Source organism: Pseudomonas fluorescens (assembly GCF_000730425.1).
In the GTDB taxonomy this organism is placed as follows: Bacteria; Pseudomonadota; Gammaproteobacteria; order Pseudomonadales; family Pseudomonadaceae; genus Aquipseudomonas; species Aquipseudomonas fluorescens_X.
On the sequence record NZ_CP008896.1, the window covers coordinates 2,279,855 to 2,300,518 of the forward strand.

Genomic DNA, 20,664 nt, shown 5'->3' on the forward strand with positions numbered 1-20,664 from the left:
AATTAAGAATATTGATTAGCCACAGGATGCACGATTAGATGACCCAGGTTACCAACACTCCGTACGAAGCCCTCGAAGTTGGCCAGAAAGCCACCTACCGCAAAACCGTGGAAGAGCGCGATATCCAGCTGTTCGCGGCGATGTCCGGCGACCATAACCCCGTGCACCTGGACGCCGAATTTGCCAAGGCGACCATGTTCAAGGAGCGTATTGCCCACGGCATGTTCAGCGGTGCACTGATCAGTGCGGCAGTCGCCTGTGAGTTGCCTGGGCCGGGCACCATCTATATCGGCCAGCAGATGAGCTTCCAGAAACCGGTAAAAATCGGCGACACCCTGACCGTACGTCTGGAAATTCTCGAGAAGCTGCCCAAGTTCCGCGTGCGGATTGCCACCCAGGTGTTCAACCAGCGCGATGAGTTGGTGGTGGATGGTGAAGCAGAGATCCTGGCGCCACGCAAGCAACAGGTGGTAACCCTGACCGCGTTGCCGGCCATCAGCATCGGTTGAAAATTCTGGGTCATGTGACATAAAACTGTAGGAGCGGGCTTGCCCGCGATGGCGCTCTGTCAGCCTATGTATATGTCGACTGAGCCACGGCTATCGCTGGCAAGCCAGCTCCTACAATAGTTTTGGGGTATTCAGCCCCCCCTTGTGGGAGCAGGCAAGCCCGCTCCCACATTGGTTACTGCGGCACGGCTCAGGACTGAGCGCGAGCCTGGTTACGCAGGGCCTTCACCTGGTCATGGTTGCGCTGCGCACCATGGTACTGACGCTCAACCAGATCACGAATGCCTACCAGGTTGTGCTTGTTGATCTTCTCGACGGCTTGCTTGTAAGCCTTCAAGGCGTGGTCTTCACCGCGCTCGGCCTCGTTAAGCACCGCTTCTTCATCCTTGCCAGTCACCAGCGACTTCACGTCGACCCAACCACGGTGCAATGCACCGGCCACGCTACCGGAATCTTCCGGGTCACCCCCCAAGGCACGCACGGCAGTCTGCAGTTCGGCAGCTGCCGAGGCGCAGTCAGCTGAACGCTTGACGAACAGCGCCTTGAGCTCTGGATGCTTGATGTCTTCTGCGCAGGTCTTGAAGCCTTCCTGGCCGTCTTTACTGGTCTCGATCAGGTCATTGAGTACAGAGATCGATTCTTTGTTGATGTCAGTCATTTTTCAATTCCTTCGCGGGTTTAGAAACGTATTGGGGGAGTTGCAGCGCCCGTGCCAGGTCATAAATTAAAATTTAACCTTTAATTTTCAACACGTTATGAATACCCAAAAAATCTGCACCCGCTTTATTTGCATGATCTGTCATTTGGCCTTCATGCAGAATGCCTGTATTTTCCCAGGCACCTTCCTGATTGCCTGAAGCCCGTATGAACCCCGAAAAACTCGAACTGCTGATCACCCGCCAAATGCCGTTCGGCAAATACAAGGGCCGGATCATTGCCGACCTGCCCGGCCCTTACCTGAACTGGTTTGCCCGTGAGGGTTTTCCCCACGGCGAGTTGGGCGGCCTGCTGGCACTGATGCAGGAAATCGACCACAACGGCCTGTCCGAACTGCTGGAACCGCTGCGCGCCAAACACGGCAAACCCGCCCCGCGCCACTAATCGAGCCCGACCATGCCCAACACCCGCAACGAAGCCTATTGGCAAGCCATTGCCCAGCGCTATGACAGGGAGCCCGGCCCCATCAACCTGGAAAACGGTTACTTCGGGCGTATGAGCCGGACAGTGCTGGCGCAGTATCAGGAGCACGTTGCGTTTATCAATCGCAGCAACTCCGTGCATGTGCGCCAGCGCTTCGAGCAAGGGGAGAATGAGCAGATTCGCAGGCAACTGGCCGAACTCATCAACACGGGTCCTGAAGCCGTTGCCTTCACCCGCAATGCCACCGAAGCCTTGCAATCGTTGATCCGCAATTACAACCGTCTGCAACCGGGCGACCAGGTGCTGATCAGCGACCTGGAATACGACACGGTCAAGGGTGCCATGCGCTGGCTCGCAGGCTACCGGGGTGTGGAGGTGATCGAAGTGTCCCACGCCCACCCGGCCAGTTTCGACAGCCTGGTGCAGACCTATCGCGACACCTTCAGCCGCTACCCCCGCCTGAAGCTGATGGCGCTGACCCATGTCACCCACCGAACCGGCCTGGTGATGCCAGTCGAGGCCATTGCCCTGGCGGCACGGGAGTATGGCGTCGAGGTGATCCTGGATGGCGCCCATGCGCTTGGCCAGATCGACTTCGACCTGGCCAAGCTAGGCATTTCGTTTGCCGGTTTTAACCTGCACAAGTGGATCGGTGCGCCGCTGACTCTGGGCTTTATGTATATAGCCCCTGAGCGTCTGGCTGACGTCGATCCGGACATGGGCGAGTTCCATTACCCGATCACTGATGTGCGCGCCCGTACGCCCTACAGCACACCGAACTTCCCGGCGCTGATGACCTTACCGCGGGTGCTTGAAGAGCATCGGGCCCTGGGCGGTGCGCAGGCCAAGGGCGCGCGGGTCAATTACCTGCGGGATCTGTGGGTCAGCCAGGTACGGCCATTGCCGGGGATCGAGGTGCTGACCCCGGATGATCCACGGCTGTATTGCGGGATCACGGCGTTCAAGTTCAGCGGGCGCGACCAGCAGGTGATGGCGGACCGATTGCTCGACGAGTACAACCTGTTTACCACCCTGCGCAGTGGGGCAGCATTTGGTACCTGCATACGGGTGACGCCGGGGTTGGTGACCTCGGCGGCGGACATCGGCGTGCTGGTCAACGCGATTACCAAGCTGAATGCCGATTAAAACTGTGGGAGCGGGCTTGCTCGCGAATGCGGTGTGTCATTCAACACATTCAGTGACTGTTACCGCGCATTCGCGAGCAAGCCCGCTCCCACCGTTCGATTGCCGTGATTTCAAGGTTTTCTACAGGCAAAAAAAAGCGGCGCACCGACCAAGTGCACCGCAAACATGCCGTGAAGCACAGCAACAACGATTCGGTAAATCAGATCAATCCAGCAGCGCCAGCGCCTCGGCGGTGACTTCCTGGATGCGGGCCCAGTCGCCGTTCTTGATCCACTGCGGATCAAGCATCCAGCTACCGCCCACGCACATCACGTTTTTCAACGCCATGTAGTGTTTGATGTTGGCCGGGCCAACGCCGCCAGTCGGGCAGAATTTCACTTCGCCAAACGGACCGCCCAGGGCCTTGATTGCCGCTACGCCACCGCTGACTTCCGCCGGGAACAGCTTGAAGCGGCGATAACCCAGGCCATAGCCTTCCATGATGCCGGAGGCATTGCTGATGCCGGGCAGCAGCGGGATCGGGCTGTCGACACTGGCTTCGAGCAGGTCGCGGGTAATGCCGGGGGTGACGATAAATTGCGCACCCGCCGCCTCGGCTGCCGCCAGCATCGTGCGGTCAAGCACCGTGCCCGCACCGGTGACCAGCTCCGGGCGTTGCTCACGCAAAACCTGGATGGCCTTGAGACCGAACTGCGAACGCAGGGTCACTTCCAACGCGCTCAAGCCGCCCGCCGCCAGGGCATCGGCCAAGGGCAGAATGTCCTGTTCGCGGGCAATGGTGATCACCGGCAGGATCCGCGCCTTGGCGCAGAGGCTGTCGATCAGGGCAACTTTATCCGCCATGGACACGGTCGGGTGAGGGCTTTTCATAGCGGCTGATCCTTGGCTCATGGGCACCAGTAAATCTCTAGAGTAGGTTGCAAAAACGCGCGAATCGGCATGCCGGCAACATCGTCGCCAGCCAGCGCTTCGCTCAGGGTGTGGAGTTTCGAATCGCCGGCAATCGACAGCACGGTGTAGCGGGCGGTCGCCAGCAGGGCACGGCTCATGGTCAGGCGCTGATGGGGCACACTGGGCGCCAGCATTGGCCAGCAGCGGCGAGTACCATCAAGCTGCAGCGCTTGGGCCAGGTTCGGGCTGTTGGGGAACAACGATGCGGTATGCCCGTCATCGCCCATGCCCAGCACCAGCACATCGATCGCCGGTAATTCAGCCAGCAGGCGATCGGCCTGTTCGGCGGCGGTGTCCAGGTTCGCGGCGGCACTGTAGAGGCTCAAGAATCTGGCCTTGGCCGCCGGGCCTTGCAGCAGATGTTTCTTCAGCAGGCCGGCGTTGCTGTCGGCATGCTCCACCGGCACCCAGCGCTCGTCGGCCAGGGTGATGGTGACCTTGGACCAGTCCAGGCCCTGCTTGGCCAGGTTCTGGAAAAATGCCACCGGGCTACGGCCACCAGACACCACCAGCGTCGCCTCGCCACGGGCACTGATGGCCCCACGCAGTTGCTCGGCCACGTCATTGGCCAAGCCTTCGGCCAGCAGTACCGGCGTGCGGTACTCATGGGGTGTTACGCCCTGCGGCAGTTTCAAATCAGATATCGCCATACCACGACCTCCCATCCCGCGTGATCAGTGCAATGGAGCTCATCGGCCCCCAGGAACCCGCCGCGTACGGCTTGGGTGCATCACCGGATTTTTTCCACCCGGCGATCAACTGGTCACACCATTTCCACGCGGCTTCGATTTCATCTTTACGGACAAACAGGTTCTGATTGCCGCGCATCACTTCCAACAGCAACCGCTCGTAGGCATCGGGAATCCGCGTACTACGGTAGGTGTCGGAAAAATTCAGTTGCAGTGGCCCGCTGCGCAGTTGCATGCCCTTGTCCAGCCCCTGCTCCTTGGTCATCACGCGCAAGGAAATGCCTTCATCCGGTTGCAGGCGGATGATCAGTTTGTTGCTGATCTGCAAACGCTGCTCAGGGGCGAAGATATAGTGGGACGGTTCCTTGAAGTGGATCACGATCTGCGACAGCTTTTGCGGCATGCGCTTGCCGGTACGCAGGTAGAACGGCACCCCGGCCCAGCGCCAGTTACGGATATCGGCCCGCAAGGCGACGAAGGTTTCAGTGTCGCTCTGGGTGTTGGAATTTTCTTCTTCCAGATAACCCGGCACCGGCTTGCCGGCGCTGTAGCCGGCAATGTACTGGCCGCGCACGACCTGGGTGGTCAGGCCTTCCGGGCTGATCGGCGCCAGGGCCTTGAGCACCTTGACCTTCTCATCGCGGATGCTGTCGGCGGACAAGTCGGCCGGGGGGTCCATGGCGATCAGGCACAGCAGCTGCAGCAGGTGGTTCTGGATCATGTCCCGCAGTTGCCCGGCCTTGTCGAAGTAACCCCAGCGGCCTTCGATACCCACCTGCTCGGCCACGGTGATTTCCACGTGGGAGATGTAGTGCTGGTTCCACTGGGTTTCAAACAGGCTGTTGGCAAAACGCAGGGCGATCAGGTTCTGGACCGTCTCTTTGCCCAGGTAGTGGTCGATGCGATAGGTGCGGTTTTCCGGGAAAAACTGCGCCACGGCATCATTGACCTTGCGTGAAGACTCAAGGTCCGAACCGATGGGTTTTTCCAGGACCACCCGGGTGTTTTCCGCCAGGCCGACCTTGGACAGGTTCTCGCAGATCGCGCCATATACCGCTGCCGGGGTGGCGAAGTAGGCGATCAGGCGTTGTTCGGTGCCGGCCTTGGCGGCCAGGGCCACGTAGTCGTCGGCATTCATGAAATCGACGTGCACATAGGCCAGGCGCGCCAGAAAACGCGCGGCCACGGTCTCATCCAGTTCCTGGCCGACATACTTGCGCAATGCGTGCTCGATGTGGTCCAGGTGCTGCTGCTCGGAACCGGCTTCACGGGCCAGGGCCAGGATGCGGGTGTCGGCGTGCAGGAGCCCGGCGCCATCGAGTTGATAAAGGGCTGGAAATAACTTGCGCAGCGCCAGATCACCCAAGGCGCCAAACAGGGCAAAGGTGCAGGGTTCCACGGTTATCGAAGGCATGATGTTTGTTCTTTTATCAAGTTAAGCTACAAATACCTTTTTTCAAGGCATCACTCAAGGAAAAATGTAGTAATAACCACAACATTTTCCCAAAATACGCATTGCGAGTGGTGGTGTTCAACTACCCTCAGTAGGATAGGCCACCGCCAAGGGCCGCTCGTCGACCTTTTACTGGCCCTTACTTGCATCGTCGCCCGAAGGAAAGACTGAATGGACCGCGTGCGAAATCTTCTGGAACAGATCCGGAACCGCCTCGAAGAATTGAACAAAGCCGAGAAAAAAGTCGCCGAGGTCATCCTGCTCAACCCGCAGCAGGCGACCCGCTTCTCTATCGCCGCCCTCGCCCAAGCCGCCTCGGTCAGTGAACCGACGGTCAACCGTTTCTGCCGCTCGTTCGGTGTCAGTGGCTACCCTGAACTGAAGTTGCAACTGGCGCAAAGCCTGGCCAGTGGTGCCGCCTATGTCAGCCGCGCCGTGGAGGCTGATGATAACCCCGAGGCCTACACGCAGAAGATTTTTGGCAGCGCCATTGCCTCGCTGGACAGTGCCTGCCAAGCCCTGGACCCGAACCTGATCAGCAAGGCCGTGGACTTGCTGATCCAGGCGCGGCAGATCCACTTCTTCGGCCTGGGCGCTTCAGCGCCGGTGGCCATGGATGCGCTGCACAAGTTCTTCCGCTTCAACCTGTCGGTAACGGCCCATGCCGATGTGCTGATGCAACGGATGATTGCCTCGGTGGCGCATACCGGCGAGCTGTTTGTGATCATTTCCTACACCGGCCGCACCCGCGAGCTGGTGGAAGTGGCGCGCATCGCCCGGGAGAACGGCGCCTCGGTACTGGGCGTGACCGCCGAGAACTCGCCACTGGCCAAGGCCAGCACCGTGAGCCTGAACATCCCGTTGCCGGAAGACACCGACATCTATATGCCGATGACCTCGCGGATCATTCAGTTAACCGTGCTCGATGTGTTGGCGACGGGCATGACCTTGCGTCGCGGGGTGGATTTTCAGCCGCATTTGCGCAAGATCAAAGAGAGTTTGAACGACAGCCGGTATCCGGTTGGCGATGAGTTCAACTAAAGCTGGAACCTCCTCAAGCAGGGCCGGCCCTATCGCGGGCAAGCCCGCTCCCACATTTTTGATTTGTGAACACATTCGAATGTGGGAGCGGGCTTGCCCGCGAAGACGCCATCAGCAACACCGCTAAACCCCAGCCCGGGCCTGCAAACTCAAATGCGCCCTCTCCCCCGGCGCCAGGCTGGCCCCGGCCATCGCCGACTCGACACACACAAAGCCCGACGCCTCATTGAAACTCACCCCCAGCAATGGCCGGCTGCCTGGATGCCAGACCACCGTGTCGGCACTGTCGCCAGTATCAATGCACAACTCGCGCTGCCACGCATGGTCCTTGAGCTGCAATTCGCCCTCATGCTGGAACACTCGCTGACAACCGCCATCGACGCGTAGCTCACCTTCCTGCTGGCAAATCCGACGACTCAACTGGTCGTACCCCTGCGCCCCGTCGAGTCCAGACAGCGCTATCTCACCAACATTGCCAATCCGCCAGTAAGCGTGCAAAGCGTGGCTCAATTGGCATGGCAGCTCATCCTGGTGCTCAGTGCTCAGACGCAGTTCCAGGCTTTCGCCCAGATGCGCATGCAAGTCCACCTGCCAGTCGCACAACCGCAGTTGCCAGTGCAGGCGCACACCGTCGTCGTCGGTGCTGCTGTCCAGCAGCTTCCAGTCGATCAACCGCGCCCAGCCATGGGATGGCCAGGCGTTTTCGCTGGGATGACGGCCGTACCACGGCCAGCACACAGGCACCCCGCCACGAATCGCCCCGACTTGCGGCCACTTTGCCGCACACCACAGCCACGGCTTCTGGCCCGTGGGCTGGAAATGCAACAACTGCGCACCCTGGCGGCTGAACACCGCCTGGCACAGCGGGTGATCGATCACCAACACGTCGCGCATCTGGAAGCGCTCCCAGGCAAATACCGGTTGCTCGCGCAGGGATTTGAAAAAGCGTTGCAGCGGATGCTCATGCATGGGCTACGGTCCTACCTTTGATTGAACCTGTAGGAGCCGGCTTGCCGACGATGCAGGCGGCCCGGCCCATCCGTCAGACCGAGGCGCGGCTATCGCGGGCAAGCCAGCTCCTAGAGGGGGTGTGCATGTGAGCCAAAAAAAAGCGGATAGCCATGGCTACCCGCAAATGCGCACAGAGAGAAGGAGCTTATCGCAACAGCGTTAGAACACCGACTGAATTTTCAGGCCGGCCACCAGCGCGTTGTCGACTTTATCCACGCCGCCAGGTTGGACCACGTATTGCAGGTTGGGACGCACGGTCAGCCAGTTGGTTACGTGGAAGCCGTAGTTGATTTCAAAGTTGTACTCGGTTTCGCGTATTGGCGAGAACAGCGCGTTGTCGTAGTCACTCACACCGTTTGAAACGTTGCGCAGTTCAGCGTTTTTCTTCACGTCATCGTTGACGTGCAGACGAGCGGCGCCAATACCCACGTCATCTTTTGGACGCGCATTGAACGGGCCTTTGTACACCAGCATGATCGATTGATAGTTATCGACGGTGTTGGTTTCTTTGTCATGGAACGTGGCGTTGGCGGCGATGTTCAGACCACGAGACGCGTCGCCGTTATGGGTCGTGAGTTGCTGCTGAGCAACGAACCAGTAGCCTTTTTTGCTGCTGCGGGTGCGGTAGTCTGCACCGGTGGTGGCCGCATCGTTGCCGTTGATGTCCTCGCGTACATCAGGGGCATCGGCGGCGCTCTTGTAGTAACCCACACGGTATTCGCCCGGCAGGTTATTGACCTTCGGCGACCAGACCAACTCCACCGGAATCACGGTGCCTTTGGTACCACTGCCGCTGAGTTTGAAGCCGTTGCCGTGCTCCAACTGCGATGGGTTTTGGTTGTACGCGCCGATCTGGGCGTACAGCTCAGGTGTAATGTGGTACTTCACGCGGATCGCGGCCTGGCTGACCGGCCAGTTGTACCAGGTGTTGACGTAGTTACCCACTTGCGAGCCGCAGAACGACAGGTTCTGGAAATCGCACGGGAAGGTGTTGAAGTCTTCGCCTTCACCGAAGTAACCGAGCTTCACATCCAGTTTGTTGTCGAACATCTGGTGCTGGATCCAGAACTGGGTCAGGCGCACCATATGGCCACGACCGTACACTTCCTGAGAGGAACTCAAGGTGCCAGCACGCGGGTCGCCAATTCGGTCATTGGAGATGTTGCGACCATTACGGCTGGTCATCTGGATCTTGGCTTGCGTGTTGTCCCAGCCCCACAGCTTTTGCAAGTCCAGCGCGACCCCAAGGCCGAACTGATCAGCGTAACGCCCGGTCTTGTCGTCGTTATAGCCGCCGCGTGCGTTGTAGCCGGCCTCGCCAACGTAGTCAGCCTTGATATCGATACCCTGCTCGATCAACTTGGTCCGCTCGCCACCCCAATCCCCGGTCATCCACTTGGAATCGGCACTGAACGCTTCGTCCGCCATCGCATTGGCAGACAAGACCATCGCTGCCACCGCCGACAATTGGCAGATCAAGCGCGTGTTGTTGTGTTGTTTTTTCATCCCTACATCCTCGTCTTTATTGTTATTAACTGTTTTTATCTAACGCGGTTTACATCTATTTGCCCCTATCGCCGGCAAGCCGGCTCCTACATGGGGTTTTCAGCGGCCTTTGAATTGGGTGACGTTATCGGCGTGTTGCACCGGCACTGAGGCGGCAGTGCCCAGGCGCTCGCCGGTCTTGGCGTCGAACAGCAACACCTTGGCCGGATCGAACTGCAAGGTCAGGCTCTCGCCCACGTGCGGCGCCACGTCCGGCGCCAGGCGGCAGCAGACCTTGGTCTCATTGAGCTGGACGAATACCAGGGTGTCCGGGCCAGTAGGCTCAGTGACCTGGACCTCGGCACGAATGCTCGGCAAGCCGTTGCCTTCAGCAGCAGCCAGGACAATCTGTTCCGGCCGCAGGCCGAGGATCACATCCCGATCCTCAAGACCGGCATCGCTCATGCCCAATGGCAATTCGCAACGCGCCTGGCCGCTGTCAAGCAGGGCCAGCAGGCGGCCCTCCTTGCGCTGCAGGCGCAGAGGAATGAAGTTCATCGGCGGCGAACCGATAAAGCTCGCCACGAACAGGTTGGCCGGATCGTTGTAGATCTCTTTGGGCGTGCCGAACTGCTGGATGATGCCGTCCTTCATCACCGCCACTTTGTCGCCCAGGGTCATGGCTTCGATCTGGTCGTGGGTTACGTAGACCGTGGTGGTTTTCAGGCGCTGGTGCATCAGTTTCATTTCGGTGCGCATCTCGACCCGCAGCTTGGCGTCGAGGTTGGACAGCGGTTCGTCGAACAGGTAGATCTTCGGCCGCCGCGCCAGCGCCCGGCCCATGGCCACGCGCTGTTGCTGTCCGCCCGAAAGCTGGCCCGGCTTGCGATTGAGCAGGTGTTCAATCTGCAGCAGCTTGGCCACCCGCGCCACCTCCTCATCGATGGCCACCTGGCTCATCTTGCGGATTTTCAGGCCGAATTCGATGTTCTCGCGCACGCTCATGGTCGGGTACAGCGCGTAGGACTGGAACACCATGGCGATATCACGGTCCTTGGGGCTCATGCCGCTGACGTCCTGGTCACCGATCATGATCGCGCCGCCGCTGATGTTTTCCAGGCCCGCGATGCAGTTCATCAGGGTGGACTTGCCGCAGCCCGAAGGCCCGACAAGGATCAGGAACTCGCCGTCCTTGATCGACAGTTCGATGTTCTTCAGGGTGTCCGGCAGGCCGGCACCGTAGGTCTTGTTTACGTTGCGAAGTTCGAGCGTAGCCATGATTACCCCTTGACCGCGCCGGCCGTGAGGCCGCGCACGAAATACTTGCCTGCGACCACATAGACCAGCAGGGTCGGCAGCCCGGCGATCATCGCCGCCGCCATATCAACGTTATATTCCTTGGCCCCGGTGCTGGTGTTGACCAGGTTGTTCAGCGCCACCGTGATGGGCTGTGAATCACCGCTGGAGAACACCACGCCAAACAGGAAGTCGTTCCAGATCTGGGTGAACTGCCAGATCAGGCAGACCATGATGATCGGTGTCGACATCGGCAGAATGATCCGACGAAAGATGGTGAAAAATCCTGCGCCATCCAGGCGTGCAGCCTTGACCAACGCATCCGGAATACTCACGTAGTAGTTACGGAAAAACAGCGTGGTGAACGCCAGGCCGTAGACCACGTGCACAAACACCAGGCCGGTGGTGGTGCTGGCCAGGCCCATCTTGCCGAGGGTGAACGAGGCCGGCAGCAAGACGGTCTGGAACGGTAGGAAGCAGCCGAACAGCAACAGCCCGAAGAACAGCTGCGAACCGCGAAAACGCCACATCGACAGCACGTAGCCGTTCAGCGCACCGAGGGTGGTAGAGATCAGCACCGCCGGGATGGTGATCATGAACGAGTTCCAGAAGTAACCGTTCACCGTGGCCCAGGCCTTGACCCAGCCGATACCGGTGATCACCGTCGGCCAGCTCAGCAGGTTGCCGGTGCTGATGTCTTCCGGGGTCTTGAAGCTGGTCAGCAGCATGACCACCAACGGCACCAGGTACAGCACCACGGCGAGGATCAGCACCGCGTGGATCGCCACACGGCTGAAGCTGATGGAAGGTTTGGCGAGACTAGTCATGGCGCTTGGTCCTCAGCTCGGAGTACAGGTAAGGCACGATGATCGCGAGGATCGCGCCGAGCATCAGGATCGCACTGGCCGAGCCCATGCCCATCTGGCCGCGGCTGAAGGTGAAGGAGTACATAAACATCGCCGGCAGGTCGGACGAGTAGCCAGGGCCACCGGCCGTCATCGCGGCCACCAGGTCGAAGCTCTTGATCGCGATGTGCGCAAGGATCATCACGGCACTGAAGAACACCGGGCGCAGGCTTGGCAGCACCACACTCCAGTAGATACGCGGCAGGCTCGCGCCGTCGATCTGCGCGGCACGGATGATCGACTGGTCAACCCCACGCAGGCCGGCAAGGAACATCGCCATGATAAAGCCCGAGGCTTGCCATACCGCCGCGATCACCAGGCAATACACCACGCGGTCGGGGTCGATCAACCAGTCCAGGCGAAAGCCTTCCCAACCCCAGTCGCGCAGGAGTTTGTCCAGGCCCATGCCAGGGTTGAGCAGCCACTTCCAGGCGGTACCGGTGACGATCATCGAGAGCGCCATCGGGTACAGGTAAATAGTGCGGATAAAGCCTTCGCGACGGATGCGCTGGTCAAGAAATACCGCCAGCAACACGCCGATCACCAGGGTAATGCCGATAAACATGCCGCCAAACAACGCCAGGTTCTTGCTCGCCACCCACCAGCGATCGTTGTCGAACAAGCGCGCATATTGCGCCAGGCCCACCCACTTGTAGGTCGGCAGGAAGGTCGAGTTGGTGAACGACAGCACAAACGTCCACAGGATGTAGCCGTAGAAGCCCACCAGGACGATGAACATGCTCGGCGCCAGCACCAGCTTGGGGAGCCAGCGTTGCAATGCATCGAACGGCGAGGCCTTGCTGAACACAGCAACAGAACTCATGGGAAAATCCAGGGCAGGGAGTAAGGGACTAATGGATAACCTTGTGGGGGCCGGCTTTAGGTGGGAGCTGGCTTGCCTGCGATGGCATCACATGGGTGTCATTGATACACCGAGGCGCCTGCATCGCGGGCAAGCCCGCTCCCACACTCAAGCCCAGCCTTCCAAGGGTTACTTGGCAGACTTGACCGCCGCGCCAAGTTTCTTGGCGGTGTCGGCCGGGTCGGCTTTCGGGTCGTTGATGAAGTTGGTCACCACATCAAAGAACGCGCCCTGTACCGCCAGCGTGGTCGCCATGTTGTGCGCCATGCTTGGCTGCAGGCCACCGGACTTGGCATCTACCAGGAAGTCCTTGGCCGCAGTCTGGGCGCAGCTGTCGAAGCCGTACTTGGCCATGTCGCCGAGCATGTCGTTGCGCACCGGGATCGAGCCCTTGTTGATGCTAAAGACCTTCTGGAAGTTCTCGCCCAGCACAACCTTGGCGATATCCTGCTGGCCGGCTGAGGTGCCGGCGTCTTTCTGCTTGAACACCGCCAGGGAGTCGATGTTGTAGGTAAAGGCCTTGTCGGTGCCCGGGAAGGCAACGCATTCGTAGTCCTCGCCGGCCACTTTCTTGGCGGCAGTCCATTCGCTCTTGGCCCAGTCACCCATGATCTGCATGCCGGCCTTGCCGTTGATGACCTTGGCGGCTTCCAGGTTCCAGTCCTGGCCCTTGCCGTCAGGATCCATATAGGTCGCGACTTTTTTCAGCTCGGTCAGTGCCTTGACCATGTCCGGGCCGGTCAGGGTAGCGTTGTCCAGGTCAACCAGGGCTTTCTTATAGCCATCCACGCCCATGACCGAGAGCACTACGGCTTCAAATACCGTGCTGTCCTGCCAAGGCTGGCCACCGTGGGCGAGCGCAATGAAACCGGCGGCCTTGAGCTTGTCACCGGCGGCATAGAATTCTTCAAGGGTCGTAGGATTTTTGCTGATGCCGGCTTTCTTGAACACTTGCGGGTTGATCCACAGCCAGTTGACGCGGTGGATGTTCACCGGCACGGCGACGTAATCACCTTCGTACTTCACTGTATCGGAGACTTTCTTGTCGAGCAGTTCGTCCCACTTCTCAGCCTTGGCAACGTCTTTCAGGACATCGGTGTCGAGCAGGCCAGTAGACGCCCATTCCTGGATGTCAGGGCCCTTGATCTGGGCAACGCCTGGCGGGTTGCCAGCGACCGCACGGCTTTTCAGCACGGTCATGGCGGTGGCGCCGCCGCCACCTGCGACAGCCCCGTCTTTCCAGGTGAAACCGTCTTTTTCAACTTGGGCCTTCAGGACATCCACTGCCGCTTTCTCACCGCCTGAGGTCCACCAATGCACCACTTCAACCGTCCCTTTCGAGTCGGCGGCAAATGCAGTGAGGGGAAACAACGAGGCAATGGAAATAGCAACGGCGAGGCGATTAATCGCGTTCATCTGAGTACCTTTTCTTGTTGTTATGCATGCAAGTCTGGAGCTTGCGCTGCATAGGATTCTAAACAGGGATTTTTGCCAGGCACGTAACAAAGGGACGGGCAAATGTCACCACTTGGTGACATAGCGACCTGCCCCCAGGGCACTGGCCATGCTGGGCGATAACGGCAGGCCCGGCAGCAGCACCGCCTGCCAGGCATGGTACAGGTCCGGCTTGCCACCCCAGATCTTGCTGGCGGGCTGGTTCAGCGGGTCGAGTTCGTGGTGCCAACTGCCCCGGGCCCGGTCGATCAACTGGGTTTCACAGAACTCCCAGAATCGCCGGTACCAGACTTCGTAATGCCACTCGCCCGTGCGCTTGAGCAGGGCCTGGGCGGCCGCGCTGGCTTCGGCGTGGGTCCAATGCAGGCGCTCGCGCACCACCGGACGATAGTGCCAGTCCAGGGTGTAGACCAAGCCCGGAGCACCGTCCACCGACCAACCATACTCGCAGGCACTGGCGAACAACCCCTTGGCATCCTCCAGCAGCCACTCTGGCGTGACGAGCCCCGCCTGCTCGCGCGCAGCTTCAAGATGCAGCACCAGGCGCGCCCATTCAAACCCATGGCCGGGGGTGATGCCGTAGGGGCGAAAGCCATCGGCCGGGTTGTCTTCGTTGTAGCGGTGCATGGGCTGCCAGTAGCGATCGAAATGTTCGATCACCATGAAATCATTGGCGCAGGCATGCTGATGGATCACCCGTTCGACAATGCGCAACGCCCGCCCCAACCAACGGGTGTCGCCGGTGACATCAGCCAGGGCCAGGAACGCTTCGGTTGCGTGCATATTGCTGTTGGCACCGCGGTAGGCTTCCACGCCGCTCCAGTCCTGGGCAAAGGACTCAAGCATCGCGCCCTCCTCCTCGCACCAGAAATGCTGGTCGATGATCTGGATGGCCTGCGCCAGCAAGGCTTGTGCCCCGGGCGCACCCGCCACCACCGCAGAACTGGCGGCCAGGGCGACAAAGGCGTGCAGGTAGGCAGCCTTGCCAGTATTTCCGTCACGCGCGCCAGGGACGGCAAACCACCCGCCATGTTCGGCATCGTGCAACGGGCCACTGAGGCTGGCCACCCCATGTTCCACCAGCTCTGCATACCCCGGCAGGCCTTGGGCGTGGGCCATGGCAAAGCTGTGGGTCATACGGGCGGTGTTCATGGTTTCGGCGTGGGCATCAGCGGGCAGTCGCCCCTGGACGTCGAGGTTGCCAAAACCCTCAGGCAGCCGGGAAGCCTTGGCAAAGCCCAGCAGGCGCTGGCCTTCGGCGGCGAGCCAGGCGTGATGGGCAGGTGCGTTCAGCCAACTGCTGGCAGGCAGTGGTTGGATGGTCATGGGTGGCCCTTTTTGTTTTTGTGGGATGAGCGCAGTCTAAACAAGGGCCGAGAAGGGACATGTAACGAAAGGGATGGCAAATGTCACCGACCGGTGACACTTGCAGGAGCCGGCTTGCACTGGCGATGGCGGCCTTGGAATCGGCGCAAGGCTACTGGCCTCATCGCCGGCAAGCCGGCTCCTACAGGAATTGGCTCATTGGCCCAGGGGCGTAGCCCTGGCCGGTGCGCTGACTTCCCGTTGCAGGTTCTGCATCTGGGTCTGCAAGGTCGTGATGTTACGGGTGGTCTGGATGCGGAACACGTCGAACTCTTTATTCGACGGCCCTTCGGTGGCGGCGCGATTGTCCAGTTCGCTCTTGATCACCAACAGGTCCTGCTCCAGGCGCGCGATGGCCGTGGCCGGGTTGCCCTGCTTCTTCAAGGTTGCCACATCCGTGCTCAATTCCTTGACTTCGGCATTCAATTTGGCGGTTTCGGCCTGCGCAGCCTTGAGCGCTGCCAGCTCGGTCGCCAGAGTCTGCACCTGGGCCTGCAACTGGGTATTGGCGCCGGTCAGTTCCGTGGTGCTGGCACTCATCTGCGCCAGGCGCTTGTCCAGGTCGGTGGCCTGTCCCGCCACGCCCAACTGCTGCTTGCCCTGCTCCAGCAACTGGCTTTCCAACTGCTTGATCTGCAATTTCAGCGCTTCGCTGCCGGTATTGACGCTGGCTTCGCTGGCCACCACTTTGCCGGAAATATCCTGCAAACGGCCGGCAGCCTCTTCGCTGATCCGCGCGAAGCTCTCCTGGGTCGCCACCAGTTGCTGCCCCATCAGGGAAATCTGCTGGAAACTCCACCACGCCAGGCCCGCGAAGGCGAACAGCAGCGCGCCGACCAGGGCCCACAACGGCCCGGTACTGGCGCTCTTGACCTTGACTACCGGTACCGGACGCGAGCGTATGGACGTGGCAGCGGTCGGCACAAAATCATCGTCGTCGCCAATGTCGGCCCGCAGGTTCGGCACATTGTCGAAGTCGTCTTTAGTATCGTTACGCATGAATCAACCTTGAAATAGCCACATAAAAAACCAAGCGGCGGGAGTATAAACCCCTTGCCCTGCGCCTTGGTCGACCTTCAACCGAAAAATCGGTTCCCGGTGTTGCCGACGCTATTTGGAGACCGGCTCCTGGACTTTCCACCAGTGGCAAAACTCATCGAGGGCGGTCCACAGGCTGACCTTGGGCTGGTAGTCGAGATAGTGTCGCGCGCGGCTGATATCGAGGGTGAAATCCTTGTTCATCACCTGCATCCCCAGGCGTGACAGGGACGGTTCCGGACGCCCCGGCCACATCGCACAGAAGGCTTCATTGAGCGCGGCAACGCTGTAGGACAGGCCGTAGGAACGGTAACGCGTGACCTGGGGCATTTCCATCTGGCGCATCACGTAGTTGATTACATCCCACACCGGCACCGGGGTGCCATTACTGATGTTGTAGGCCTTGCCCAACGCCGAACCGGTGGCCAGCAGGCTACTGAGCAAGGCTTCGTTGAGGTTGTGCACGCTGGTGAAGTCGACCTTGTTCAGGCCATCGCCAACGATGGCCAGGCGATTCTTGCGCTGCATTTTCAACAGGCGCGGGAAGATGCTCATATCGCCAGCGCCGGTGACAAAACGTGGGCGCAGCGCCAGTACTTCAAGGCCGAACTCCTGGGCACCGAAGACTTTTTGTTCGGCCAGGTATTTAGTGGCTGCATAAGGATGCTTGAAGCGCTTGGGCACTTGCTCTTCGGTCAGCCCCAGGTAATCGCGGCCATCGAAATAGATCGACGGCGACGACAGGTGTACCAGGCGCCCGACCCGTTGTTTCAGGCACGCTTCCACCACGTTTTCGGTGACCTGCACATTGCCCTGATAGAAATCCTGGTAACGCCCCCACAGCCCCACGGCGCCAGCGCAGTGGACCACGGCTTCGACGTCGCGGCACAGGTCGCGTACCAGGTCCGGATCATTCAGGTCACCCTGGATAAACTCGGCACCGCGCCTTACCAGATGCTCGACACCCTCGGCCCGCCGCCCGTTGACCCGTACCTCCAGGCCCTGCTCAAGGGCAAAACGCGCAAAGCGTCCGCCAATGAAACCGCTTGCGCCGGTGACCAGAATTTTCATGTATTACTCCGTGTTCTTTCATTTTTCATCGCCGTTGCGTTGACGCCGAACAATCACGCCAACGGCACCAGCAATTGGCCAGTTGCCCGCGCCAGATGTTCGGTCAACAAACCGAGCAATTGCCCACCACTGCGCCAATGATGCCAGTACAGCGGCACATCGATGGGTTTATCTGGCAACAACTCCACCAGCACGCCCCGTTGCAATTGCTCACGCACCTGCAACTCCGGCACTAACCCCCAGCCCAGGCCCGCCTCGGTCAGGCGGATAAAACCTTCGGACGATGGGCATAAATGGTGCTCGAAACCGCCATCCACGCCCAGCGATGCCAGGTAGCGGTGTTGCAGGAAATCATCCGGGCCAAACACCAGCGCCGGGGTGCGCGCCAATTGCTCGGCCCGCACCCCGCCAGGAAAGTGCCGGGCAATAAACGCCGGGCTGGCCAGCGCCCGATAGCGCATGGCCCCCAGCAACAGGCTGCGGGCTCCGGCCACCGGACGTTCGCTGGCGCAAACGCAGGCTGCCACTTCGCCGGCACGCATGCGTTTGAGGCCGACGGTCTGGTCCTCCACCACCAAATCCAACAGCAAATGTTGCTCGGCGCAAAAATCACCCACCGCCTGCGCCCACCAGGTCGCCAGGCTGTCGGCGTTCAGGGCAATGCGCAGCCGCTCGGGCATCCCCTCTTCATCCAGGGCCGGCACCTGGCTTTGCAGGTCGCGCTCCAGCAAACGCACCTGCTGCACATGGTTGAGCAGGCGCCGGCCTATTTCCGTGGGGGTCGGCGGGGTCGCGCGCACCAGCACCGGCTGGCCGACGCGCGCTTCGAGCAATTTGATGCGCTGGGAGATCGCCGATTGCGATACACCCAGCACTTGGGCACCACGCTCGAACCCGGCTTGTTCCACTACCGCTGCCAGGGCAGACAGTAATTTATAGTCGAGCATCAGTTTTCCTAATGAGCGATGAGCAGTATTGATTTTTCTTATACAGCGTCACACCGGAGAATGACCAGCATCCCGTGTTTACTTTCTATCAAGGATCTCCCAATGGCTGGCGAAACCGCCCTGGCAACCCTGCTGCGCAGCATGAGCCCACAGCTCAATACAGGCGATTATGTGTTCTGTACCCTGGCCGACCACCGCCTGCCAGATTGCGAGGTGATCGGCAGCTTTCGCGAGCAGGAAGGCTTGACGGTGATTGTCGAACGCCAGCAGGCCGAACAGGCCGGCCTGGCCTTCGAGTATGTGGCGGCCTGGATCACCTTGAACGTGCATTCGGCCCTTGAAGCCGTGGGCCTGACTGCCGCCTTCGCCAGCACCCTGGGGCGTGCCGGGATCAGTTGCAATGTGGTCGCCGGCTACTACCACGACCACCTGTTTGTTGGCCGTGATGACGCCGAGCGCGCAATGGATGTGTTGCAACAACTGGCGGCGGGCGTGGAGTAAATCCTATGTGGCAGAGTTATGTTAACGGCCTGCTGGTGGCCCTCGGGTTGATCATGGCCATCGGTACGCAAAACGCATTTGTGCTGGCACAGAGCCTGCGTCGCGAACATCACCTGCCGGTGGCGGCCTTGTGCGTGGTGTGTGATGCACTGCTGGTGGCCGCCGGAGTATTTGGCCTGGCGACAGTACTGGCACATAACCCTGTGCTGCTGGCGGTTGCGCGCTGGGGCGGCGCGGCGTTCCTGCTGTGGTACGGCGCCCTGGCTTTGCGCCGGGCCTGTTCGCGGCAAAGCCTGGGGCAAGGCGAAGGCCATAAGGTACGCTCATTGCGCGCGGTGATGCTCAGCGCCCTGGCCGTGACCCTGCTCAACCCCCATGTGTACCTGGACACGGTTTTACTGATCGGATCCCTGGGCGCCCAACAAACCGAGCCGGGCGCTTATGTCGCAGGCGCCGCCAGCGCTTCGTTGCTGTGGTTTTCCGCCCTGGCCCTCGGCGCGGCGTGGCTGGCCCCTTGGCTGGCGCGCCCGGCCACATGGCGCCTGCTGGACCTGCTGGTGGCAGTGATGATGTTCAGCGTGGCCTATCAATTGATCAGCACCTGAGCAATATTCCAAAACGCTCTGGAACCTCTATTCCACACAGTTGTTGCGTGGTTTTGCCGCACCCCCGGTGCTATGATCCAGCCCCTGCGCCGCAAAGAGTACAAACTCCCCGGCGCTTGTTTGGCCGCCCGTGATCGGCCTTGCGCTCACCGCAACTGACCTGATTAGGAGAATCATCATGGCTTTCGAATTGCCGCCGCTGCCCTACGCACACGATGCCCTGCAGCCGCACATCTCCAAGGAAACCCTGGAGTACCACCACGACAAGCACCACAACACCTATGTCGTGAACCTGAACAACCTGGTGCCTGGCACCGAGTTCGAAGGCAAGACCCTGGAAGAGATCGTCAAGTCCTCTTCGGGTGGCATCTTCAACAACGCCGCTCAGGTCTGGAACCACACCTTCTACTGGAACTGCCTGGCGCCAAACGCCGGTGGTCAACCGACTGGCGCACTGGCTGAAGCGATCAACGCTGCATTCGGTTCGTTCGACAAGTTCAAGGAAGAGTTCACCAAGACTTCGGTCGGCACCTTCGGTTCCGGTTGGGGCTGGCTGGTGAAAAAGGCTGACGGCTCCCTGGCCCTGGCCAGCACCATCGGCGCCGGCAACCCGCTGACCAGCGGCGACACCCCGCTGCTGACCTGCGACGTCTGGGAACACGCCTACTACATCGACTACCGCAACGTACGTCCAAAGTATGTAGAAGCGTTCTGGAACCTGGTCAACTGGAAGTTCGTGGCTGAGCAGTTCGAAGGCAAGACCTTCACTGCCTAAGCAACCCTTGCAGTAAAGGAGCCCGGCGATTGCCGGGCTTTTTTTATCCGACAACACACCAGCCTCAGCGGAACTCACAGCAAGGAATTGGCCACAGAGTGGGTGAGAGAAATAACTTCCTCATCTATTTAGGAGTATCAACTATGGGTGGACTAATGAGCGGTGTGATGGGGGCAGCCTTGCCAGTAATAGGGCAGCTTATGGGAGCGCTAGCGTCAACGGCGGCGAACATGCTGAACGGCGTATCAGGTGTCGGCGCGGATCATGCGCAGAATTTCGGAAAAATTGCCGAAGATGTACACGTTAAAACCCATATGAACATTACTTACTAATCTGTAAGACAACCGAAGAAACTCTCGCAGCAGGCCAAAAGGGCGGCGGATTTGCTCCATCTACCGCCCTCCCGCCCCTCATCGACT

General features: G+C 60.1%; 22 protein-coding genes. 8 read left to right on the forward strand and 14 right to left on the reverse strand.

Translation table 11 applies throughout. The annotated features are described in order from the left end of the window. Nucleotides 1–38: 38 nt before the first annotated feature. Entirely contained in the window at nucleotides 39–509 is a 471-nt protein-coding gene (locus HZ99_RS09940; protein WP_038442760.1) for a MaoC family dehydratase, read from the forward strand. Nucleotides 510–699: 190 nt separating this feature from the next. Here the strand turns inward: HZ99_RS09940 and HZ99_RS09945 are convergent, their stop codons facing one another. Continuing rightward, nucleotides 700–1,167: a ferritin-like domain-containing protein gene (locus tag HZ99_RS09945; protein WP_038442762.1), complete on the reverse strand. Its 468-nt coding sequence runs from the start codon at nucleotides 1,165–1,167 to the stop codon at nucleotides 700–702. A 206-nt stretch (nucleotides 1,168–1,373) separates the two neighbouring features. Here HZ99_RS09945 and HZ99_RS09950 point away from each other — a divergent pair, with 206 nt between their 5' ends. Both HZ99_RS09950 and HZ99_RS09955 read left to right on the forward strand, forming a co-directional pair. Further along, complete coding sequence (locus HZ99_RS09950) at nucleotides 1,374–1,610, forward strand: DUF3820 family protein (protein WP_008056784.1); 237 nt, start codon at nucleotides 1,374–1,376, stop codon at nucleotides 1,608–1,610. A gap of 12 nt (nucleotides 1,611–1,622) precedes the next feature. Beyond that, nucleotides 1,623–2,795 (forward strand): aminotransferase class V-fold PLP-dependent enzyme, encoded by a 1,173-nt coding sequence (locus tag HZ99_RS09955; RefSeq protein WP_038442764.1) that lies wholly within the window; start codon nucleotides 1,623–1,625, stop codon nucleotides 2,793–2,795. A gap of 204 nt (nucleotides 2,796–2,999) precedes the next feature. Here HZ99_RS09955 and HZ99_RS09960 read toward each other — a convergent pair whose 3' ends face one another. Genes HZ99_RS09960 through zwf form a run of 3 tightly spaced genes read right to left on the reverse strand, consistent with a single transcriptional unit; the run spans nucleotide 3,000 to nucleotide 5,849 of the window. Further along, entirely contained in the window at nucleotides 3,000–3,665 is a 666-nt protein-coding gene (locus HZ99_RS09960) for a bifunctional 4-hydroxy-2-oxoglutarate aldolase/2-dehydro-3-deoxy-phosphogluconate aldolase (RefSeq protein WP_038442766.1), read from the reverse strand. Between the two features lie 17 nt (nucleotides 3,666–3,682). Further along, nucleotides 3,683–4,396: a 6-phosphogluconolactonase gene (pgl, locus tag HZ99_RS09965; protein ID WP_038442768.1), complete on the reverse strand. Its 714-nt coding sequence runs from the start codon at nucleotides 4,394–4,396 to the stop codon at nucleotides 3,683–3,685. Further along, nucleotides 4,383–5,849 (reverse strand): glucose-6-phosphate dehydrogenase, encoded by a 1,467-nt coding sequence (gene zwf, locus HZ99_RS09970; RefSeq protein WP_038442769.1) that lies wholly within the window; start codon nucleotides 5,847–5,849, stop codon nucleotides 4,383–4,385. The genes pgl and zwf overlap by 14 nt, the downstream gene beginning before the upstream one ends. 219 nt (nucleotides 5,850–6,068) lie before the next feature. Between zwf and HZ99_RS09975 the strand changes: the two genes are divergently transcribed. Continuing rightward, nucleotides 6,069–6,929: a MurR/RpiR family transcriptional regulator gene (locus HZ99_RS09975; protein ID WP_169851198.1), complete on the forward strand. Its 861-nt coding sequence runs from the start codon at nucleotides 6,069–6,071 to the stop codon at nucleotides 6,927–6,929. 123 nt (nucleotides 6,930–7,052) lie between these two features. Here HZ99_RS09975 and HZ99_RS09980 read toward each other — a convergent pair whose 3' ends face one another. The 10 genes from HZ99_RS09980 to HZ99_RS10025 form a co-directional block, all read right to left on the reverse strand. Beyond that, nucleotides 7,053–7,898: a D-hexose-6-phosphate mutarotase gene (locus HZ99_RS09980; RefSeq protein WP_038442770.1), complete on the reverse strand. Its 846-nt coding sequence runs from the start codon at nucleotides 7,896–7,898 to the stop codon at nucleotides 7,053–7,055. A gap of 201 nt (nucleotides 7,899–8,099) precedes the next feature. Further along, the gene (locus tag HZ99_RS09985) at nucleotides 8,100–9,446 is read right to left on the reverse strand and encodes a carbohydrate porin (protein ID WP_038442771.1); all 1,347 of its coding nucleotides are present in this window, start codon (nucleotides 9,444–9,446) and stop codon (nucleotides 8,100–8,102) included. 99 nt (nucleotides 9,447–9,545) lie between these two features. After that, nucleotides 9,546–10,703 carry an ABC transporter ATP-binding protein gene (locus tag HZ99_RS09990; protein ID WP_038442772.1) on the reverse strand — a complete coding sequence of 386 codons (1,158 nt, stop codon included), beginning with the start codon at nucleotides 10,701–10,703 and terminating at the stop codon, nucleotides 9,546–9,548. Nucleotides 10,704–10,705: 2 nt separating this feature from the next. Further along, nucleotides 10,706–11,548 (reverse strand): carbohydrate ABC transporter permease, encoded by an 843-nt coding sequence (locus tag HZ99_RS09995; protein ID WP_038442773.1) that lies wholly within the window; start codon nucleotides 11,546–11,548, stop codon nucleotides 10,706–10,708. Then, entirely contained in the window at nucleotides 11,541–12,449 is a 909-nt protein-coding gene (locus tag HZ99_RS10000; RefSeq protein WP_029296391.1) for a carbohydrate ABC transporter permease, read from the reverse strand. Before HZ99_RS10000 ends, HZ99_RS09995 begins: the two co-directional genes overlap by 8 nt. A gap of 168 nt (nucleotides 12,450–12,617) precedes the next feature. Further along, nucleotides 12,618–13,904, reverse strand: coding sequence for an ABC transporter substrate-binding protein (locus HZ99_RS10005; protein ID WP_038442774.1), 1,287 nt, complete (start codon nucleotides 13,902–13,904; stop codon nucleotides 12,618–12,620). A 105-nt stretch (nucleotides 13,905–14,009) separates the two neighbouring features. Further along, on the reverse strand, nucleotides 14,010–15,269 hold the full coding sequence (locus HZ99_RS10010) for an AGE family epimerase/isomerase (protein WP_038442775.1): 1,260 nt from the start codon (nucleotides 15,267–15,269) through the stop codon (nucleotides 14,010–14,012). 195 nt (nucleotides 15,270–15,464) lie between these two features. Next, nucleotides 15,465–16,307: an ATPase gene (locus HZ99_RS10015; RefSeq protein WP_038442776.1), complete on the reverse strand. Its 843-nt coding sequence runs from the start codon at nucleotides 16,305–16,307 to the stop codon at nucleotides 15,465–15,467. A 111-nt stretch (nucleotides 16,308–16,418) separates the two neighbouring features. Then, entirely contained in the window at nucleotides 16,419–17,417 is a 999-nt protein-coding gene (locus tag HZ99_RS10020; RefSeq protein WP_038442777.1) for an NAD-dependent epimerase/dehydratase family protein, read from the reverse strand. A 53-nt stretch (nucleotides 17,418–17,470) separates the two neighbouring features. Beyond that, complete coding sequence (locus HZ99_RS10025) at nucleotides 17,471–18,364, reverse strand: LysR family transcriptional regulator ArgP (RefSeq protein WP_038442778.1); 894 nt, start codon at nucleotides 18,362–18,364, stop codon at nucleotides 17,471–17,473. A gap of 102 nt (nucleotides 18,365–18,466) precedes the next feature. On the opposite strand from HZ99_RS10025, the gene HZ99_RS10030 reads away from it, so the two are divergent. The 4 genes from HZ99_RS10030 (at nucleotide 18,467) to HZ99_RS10045 (ending at nucleotide 20,577) form a co-directional block, all read left to right on the forward strand. Further along, nucleotides 18,467–18,865 carry an ACT domain-containing protein gene (locus HZ99_RS10030; RefSeq protein ID WP_038442779.1) on the forward strand — a complete coding sequence of 133 codons (399 nt, stop codon included), beginning with the start codon at nucleotides 18,467–18,469 and terminating at the stop codon, nucleotides 18,863–18,865. A gap of 5 nt (nucleotides 18,866–18,870) precedes the next feature. Further along, nucleotides 18,871–19,470, forward strand: a complete 600-nt coding sequence (locus tag HZ99_RS10035; protein WP_038442780.1) for a LysE/ArgO family amino acid transporter — start codon at nucleotides 18,871–18,873, stop codon at nucleotides 19,468–19,470. A gap of 178 nt (nucleotides 19,471–19,648) precedes the next feature. Next, nucleotides 19,649–20,245, forward strand: a complete 597-nt coding sequence (locus tag HZ99_RS10040; RefSeq protein ID WP_003212997.1) for a superoxide dismutase — start codon at nucleotides 19,649–19,651, stop codon at nucleotides 20,243–20,245. Nucleotides 20,246–20,388: 143 nt separating this feature from the next. Then, nucleotides 20,389–20,577 carry a hypothetical protein gene (locus HZ99_RS10045; RefSeq protein ID WP_038442781.1) on the forward strand — a complete coding sequence of 63 codons (189 nt, stop codon included), beginning with the start codon at nucleotides 20,389–20,391 and terminating at the stop codon, nucleotides 20,575–20,577. Nucleotides 20,578–20,664: the final 87 nt, after the last annotated feature.

Bases quoted from the DNA above. Each gene is read 5' to 3' on its own strand.
- HZ99_RS09940 (WP_038442760.1), top strand. From the start codon at position 39: ATGACCCAGGTTACCAACACTCCGTACGAAGCCCTCGAAGTTGGCCAG.
- HZ99_RS09945 (WP_038442762.1), bottom strand. From the start codon at position 1,167: ATGACTGACATCAACAAAGAATCGATCTCTGTACTCAATGACCTGATC.
- HZ99_RS09950 (WP_008056784.1), top strand. From the start codon at position 1,374: ATGAACCCCGAAAAACTCGAACTGCTGATCACCCGCCAAATGCCGTTC.
- HZ99_RS09955 (WP_038442764.1), top strand. From the start codon at position 1,623: ATGCCCAACACCCGCAACGAAGCCTATTGGCAAGCCATTGCCCAGCGC.
- HZ99_RS09960 (WP_038442766.1), bottom strand. From the start codon at position 3,665: ATGAAAAGCCCTCACCCGACCGTGTCCATGGCGGATAAAGTTGCCCTG.
- pgl (WP_038442768.1), bottom strand. From the start codon at position 4,396: ATGGCGATATCTGATTTGAAACTGCCGCAGGGCGTAACACCCCATGAG.
- zwf (WP_038442769.1), bottom strand. From the start codon at position 5,849: ATGCCTTCGATAACCGTGGAACCCTGCACCTTTGCCCTGTTTGGCGCC.
- HZ99_RS09980 (WP_038442770.1), bottom strand. From the start codon at position 7,898: ATGCATGAGCATCCGCTGCAACGCTTTTTCAAATCCCTGCGCGAGCAA.
- HZ99_RS09985 (WP_038442771.1), bottom strand. From the start codon at position 9,446: ATGAAAAAACAACACAACAACACGCGCTTGATCTGCCAATTGTCGGCG.
- HZ99_RS09990 (WP_038442772.1), bottom strand. From the start codon at position 10,703: ATGGCTACGCTCGAACTTCGCAACGTAAACAAGACCTACGGTGCCGGC.
- HZ99_RS09995 (WP_038442773.1), bottom strand. From the start codon at position 11,548: ATGACTAGTCTCGCCAAACCTTCCATCAGCTTCAGCCGTGTGGCGATC.
- HZ99_RS10000 (WP_029296391.1), bottom strand. From the start codon at position 12,449: ATGAGTTCTGTTGCTGTGTTCAGCAAGGCCTCGCCGTTCGATGCATTG.
- HZ99_RS10005 (WP_038442774.1), bottom strand. From the start codon at position 13,904: ATGAACGCGATTAATCGCCTCGCCGTTGCTATTTCCATTGCCTCGTTG.
- HZ99_RS10010 (WP_038442775.1), bottom strand. From the start codon at position 15,269: ATGACCATCCAACCACTGCCTGCCAGCAGTTGGCTGAACGCACCTGCC.
- HZ99_RS10015 (WP_038442776.1), bottom strand. From the start codon at position 16,307: ATGCGTAACGATACTAAAGACGACTTCGACAATGTGCCGAACCTGCGG.
- HZ99_RS10020 (WP_038442777.1), bottom strand. From the start codon at position 17,417: ATGAAAATTCTGGTCACCGGCGCAAGCGGTTTCATTGGCGGACGCTTT.
- HZ99_RS10025 (WP_038442778.1), bottom strand. From the start codon at position 18,364: ATGCTCGACTATAAATTACTGTCTGCCCTGGCAGCGGTAGTGGAACAA.
- HZ99_RS10030 (WP_038442779.1), top strand. From the start codon at position 18,467: ATGGCTGGCGAAACCGCCCTGGCAACCCTGCTGCGCAGCATGAGCCCA.
- HZ99_RS10035 (WP_038442780.1), top strand. From the start codon at position 18,871: ATGTGGCAGAGTTATGTTAACGGCCTGCTGGTGGCCCTCGGGTTGATC.
- HZ99_RS10040 (WP_003212997.1), top strand. From the start codon at position 19,649: ATGGCTTTCGAATTGCCGCCGCTGCCCTACGCACACGATGCCCTGCAG.
- HZ99_RS10045 (WP_038442781.1), top strand. From the start codon at position 20,389: ATGGGTGGACTAATGAGCGGTGTGATGGGGGCAGCCTTGCCAGTAATA.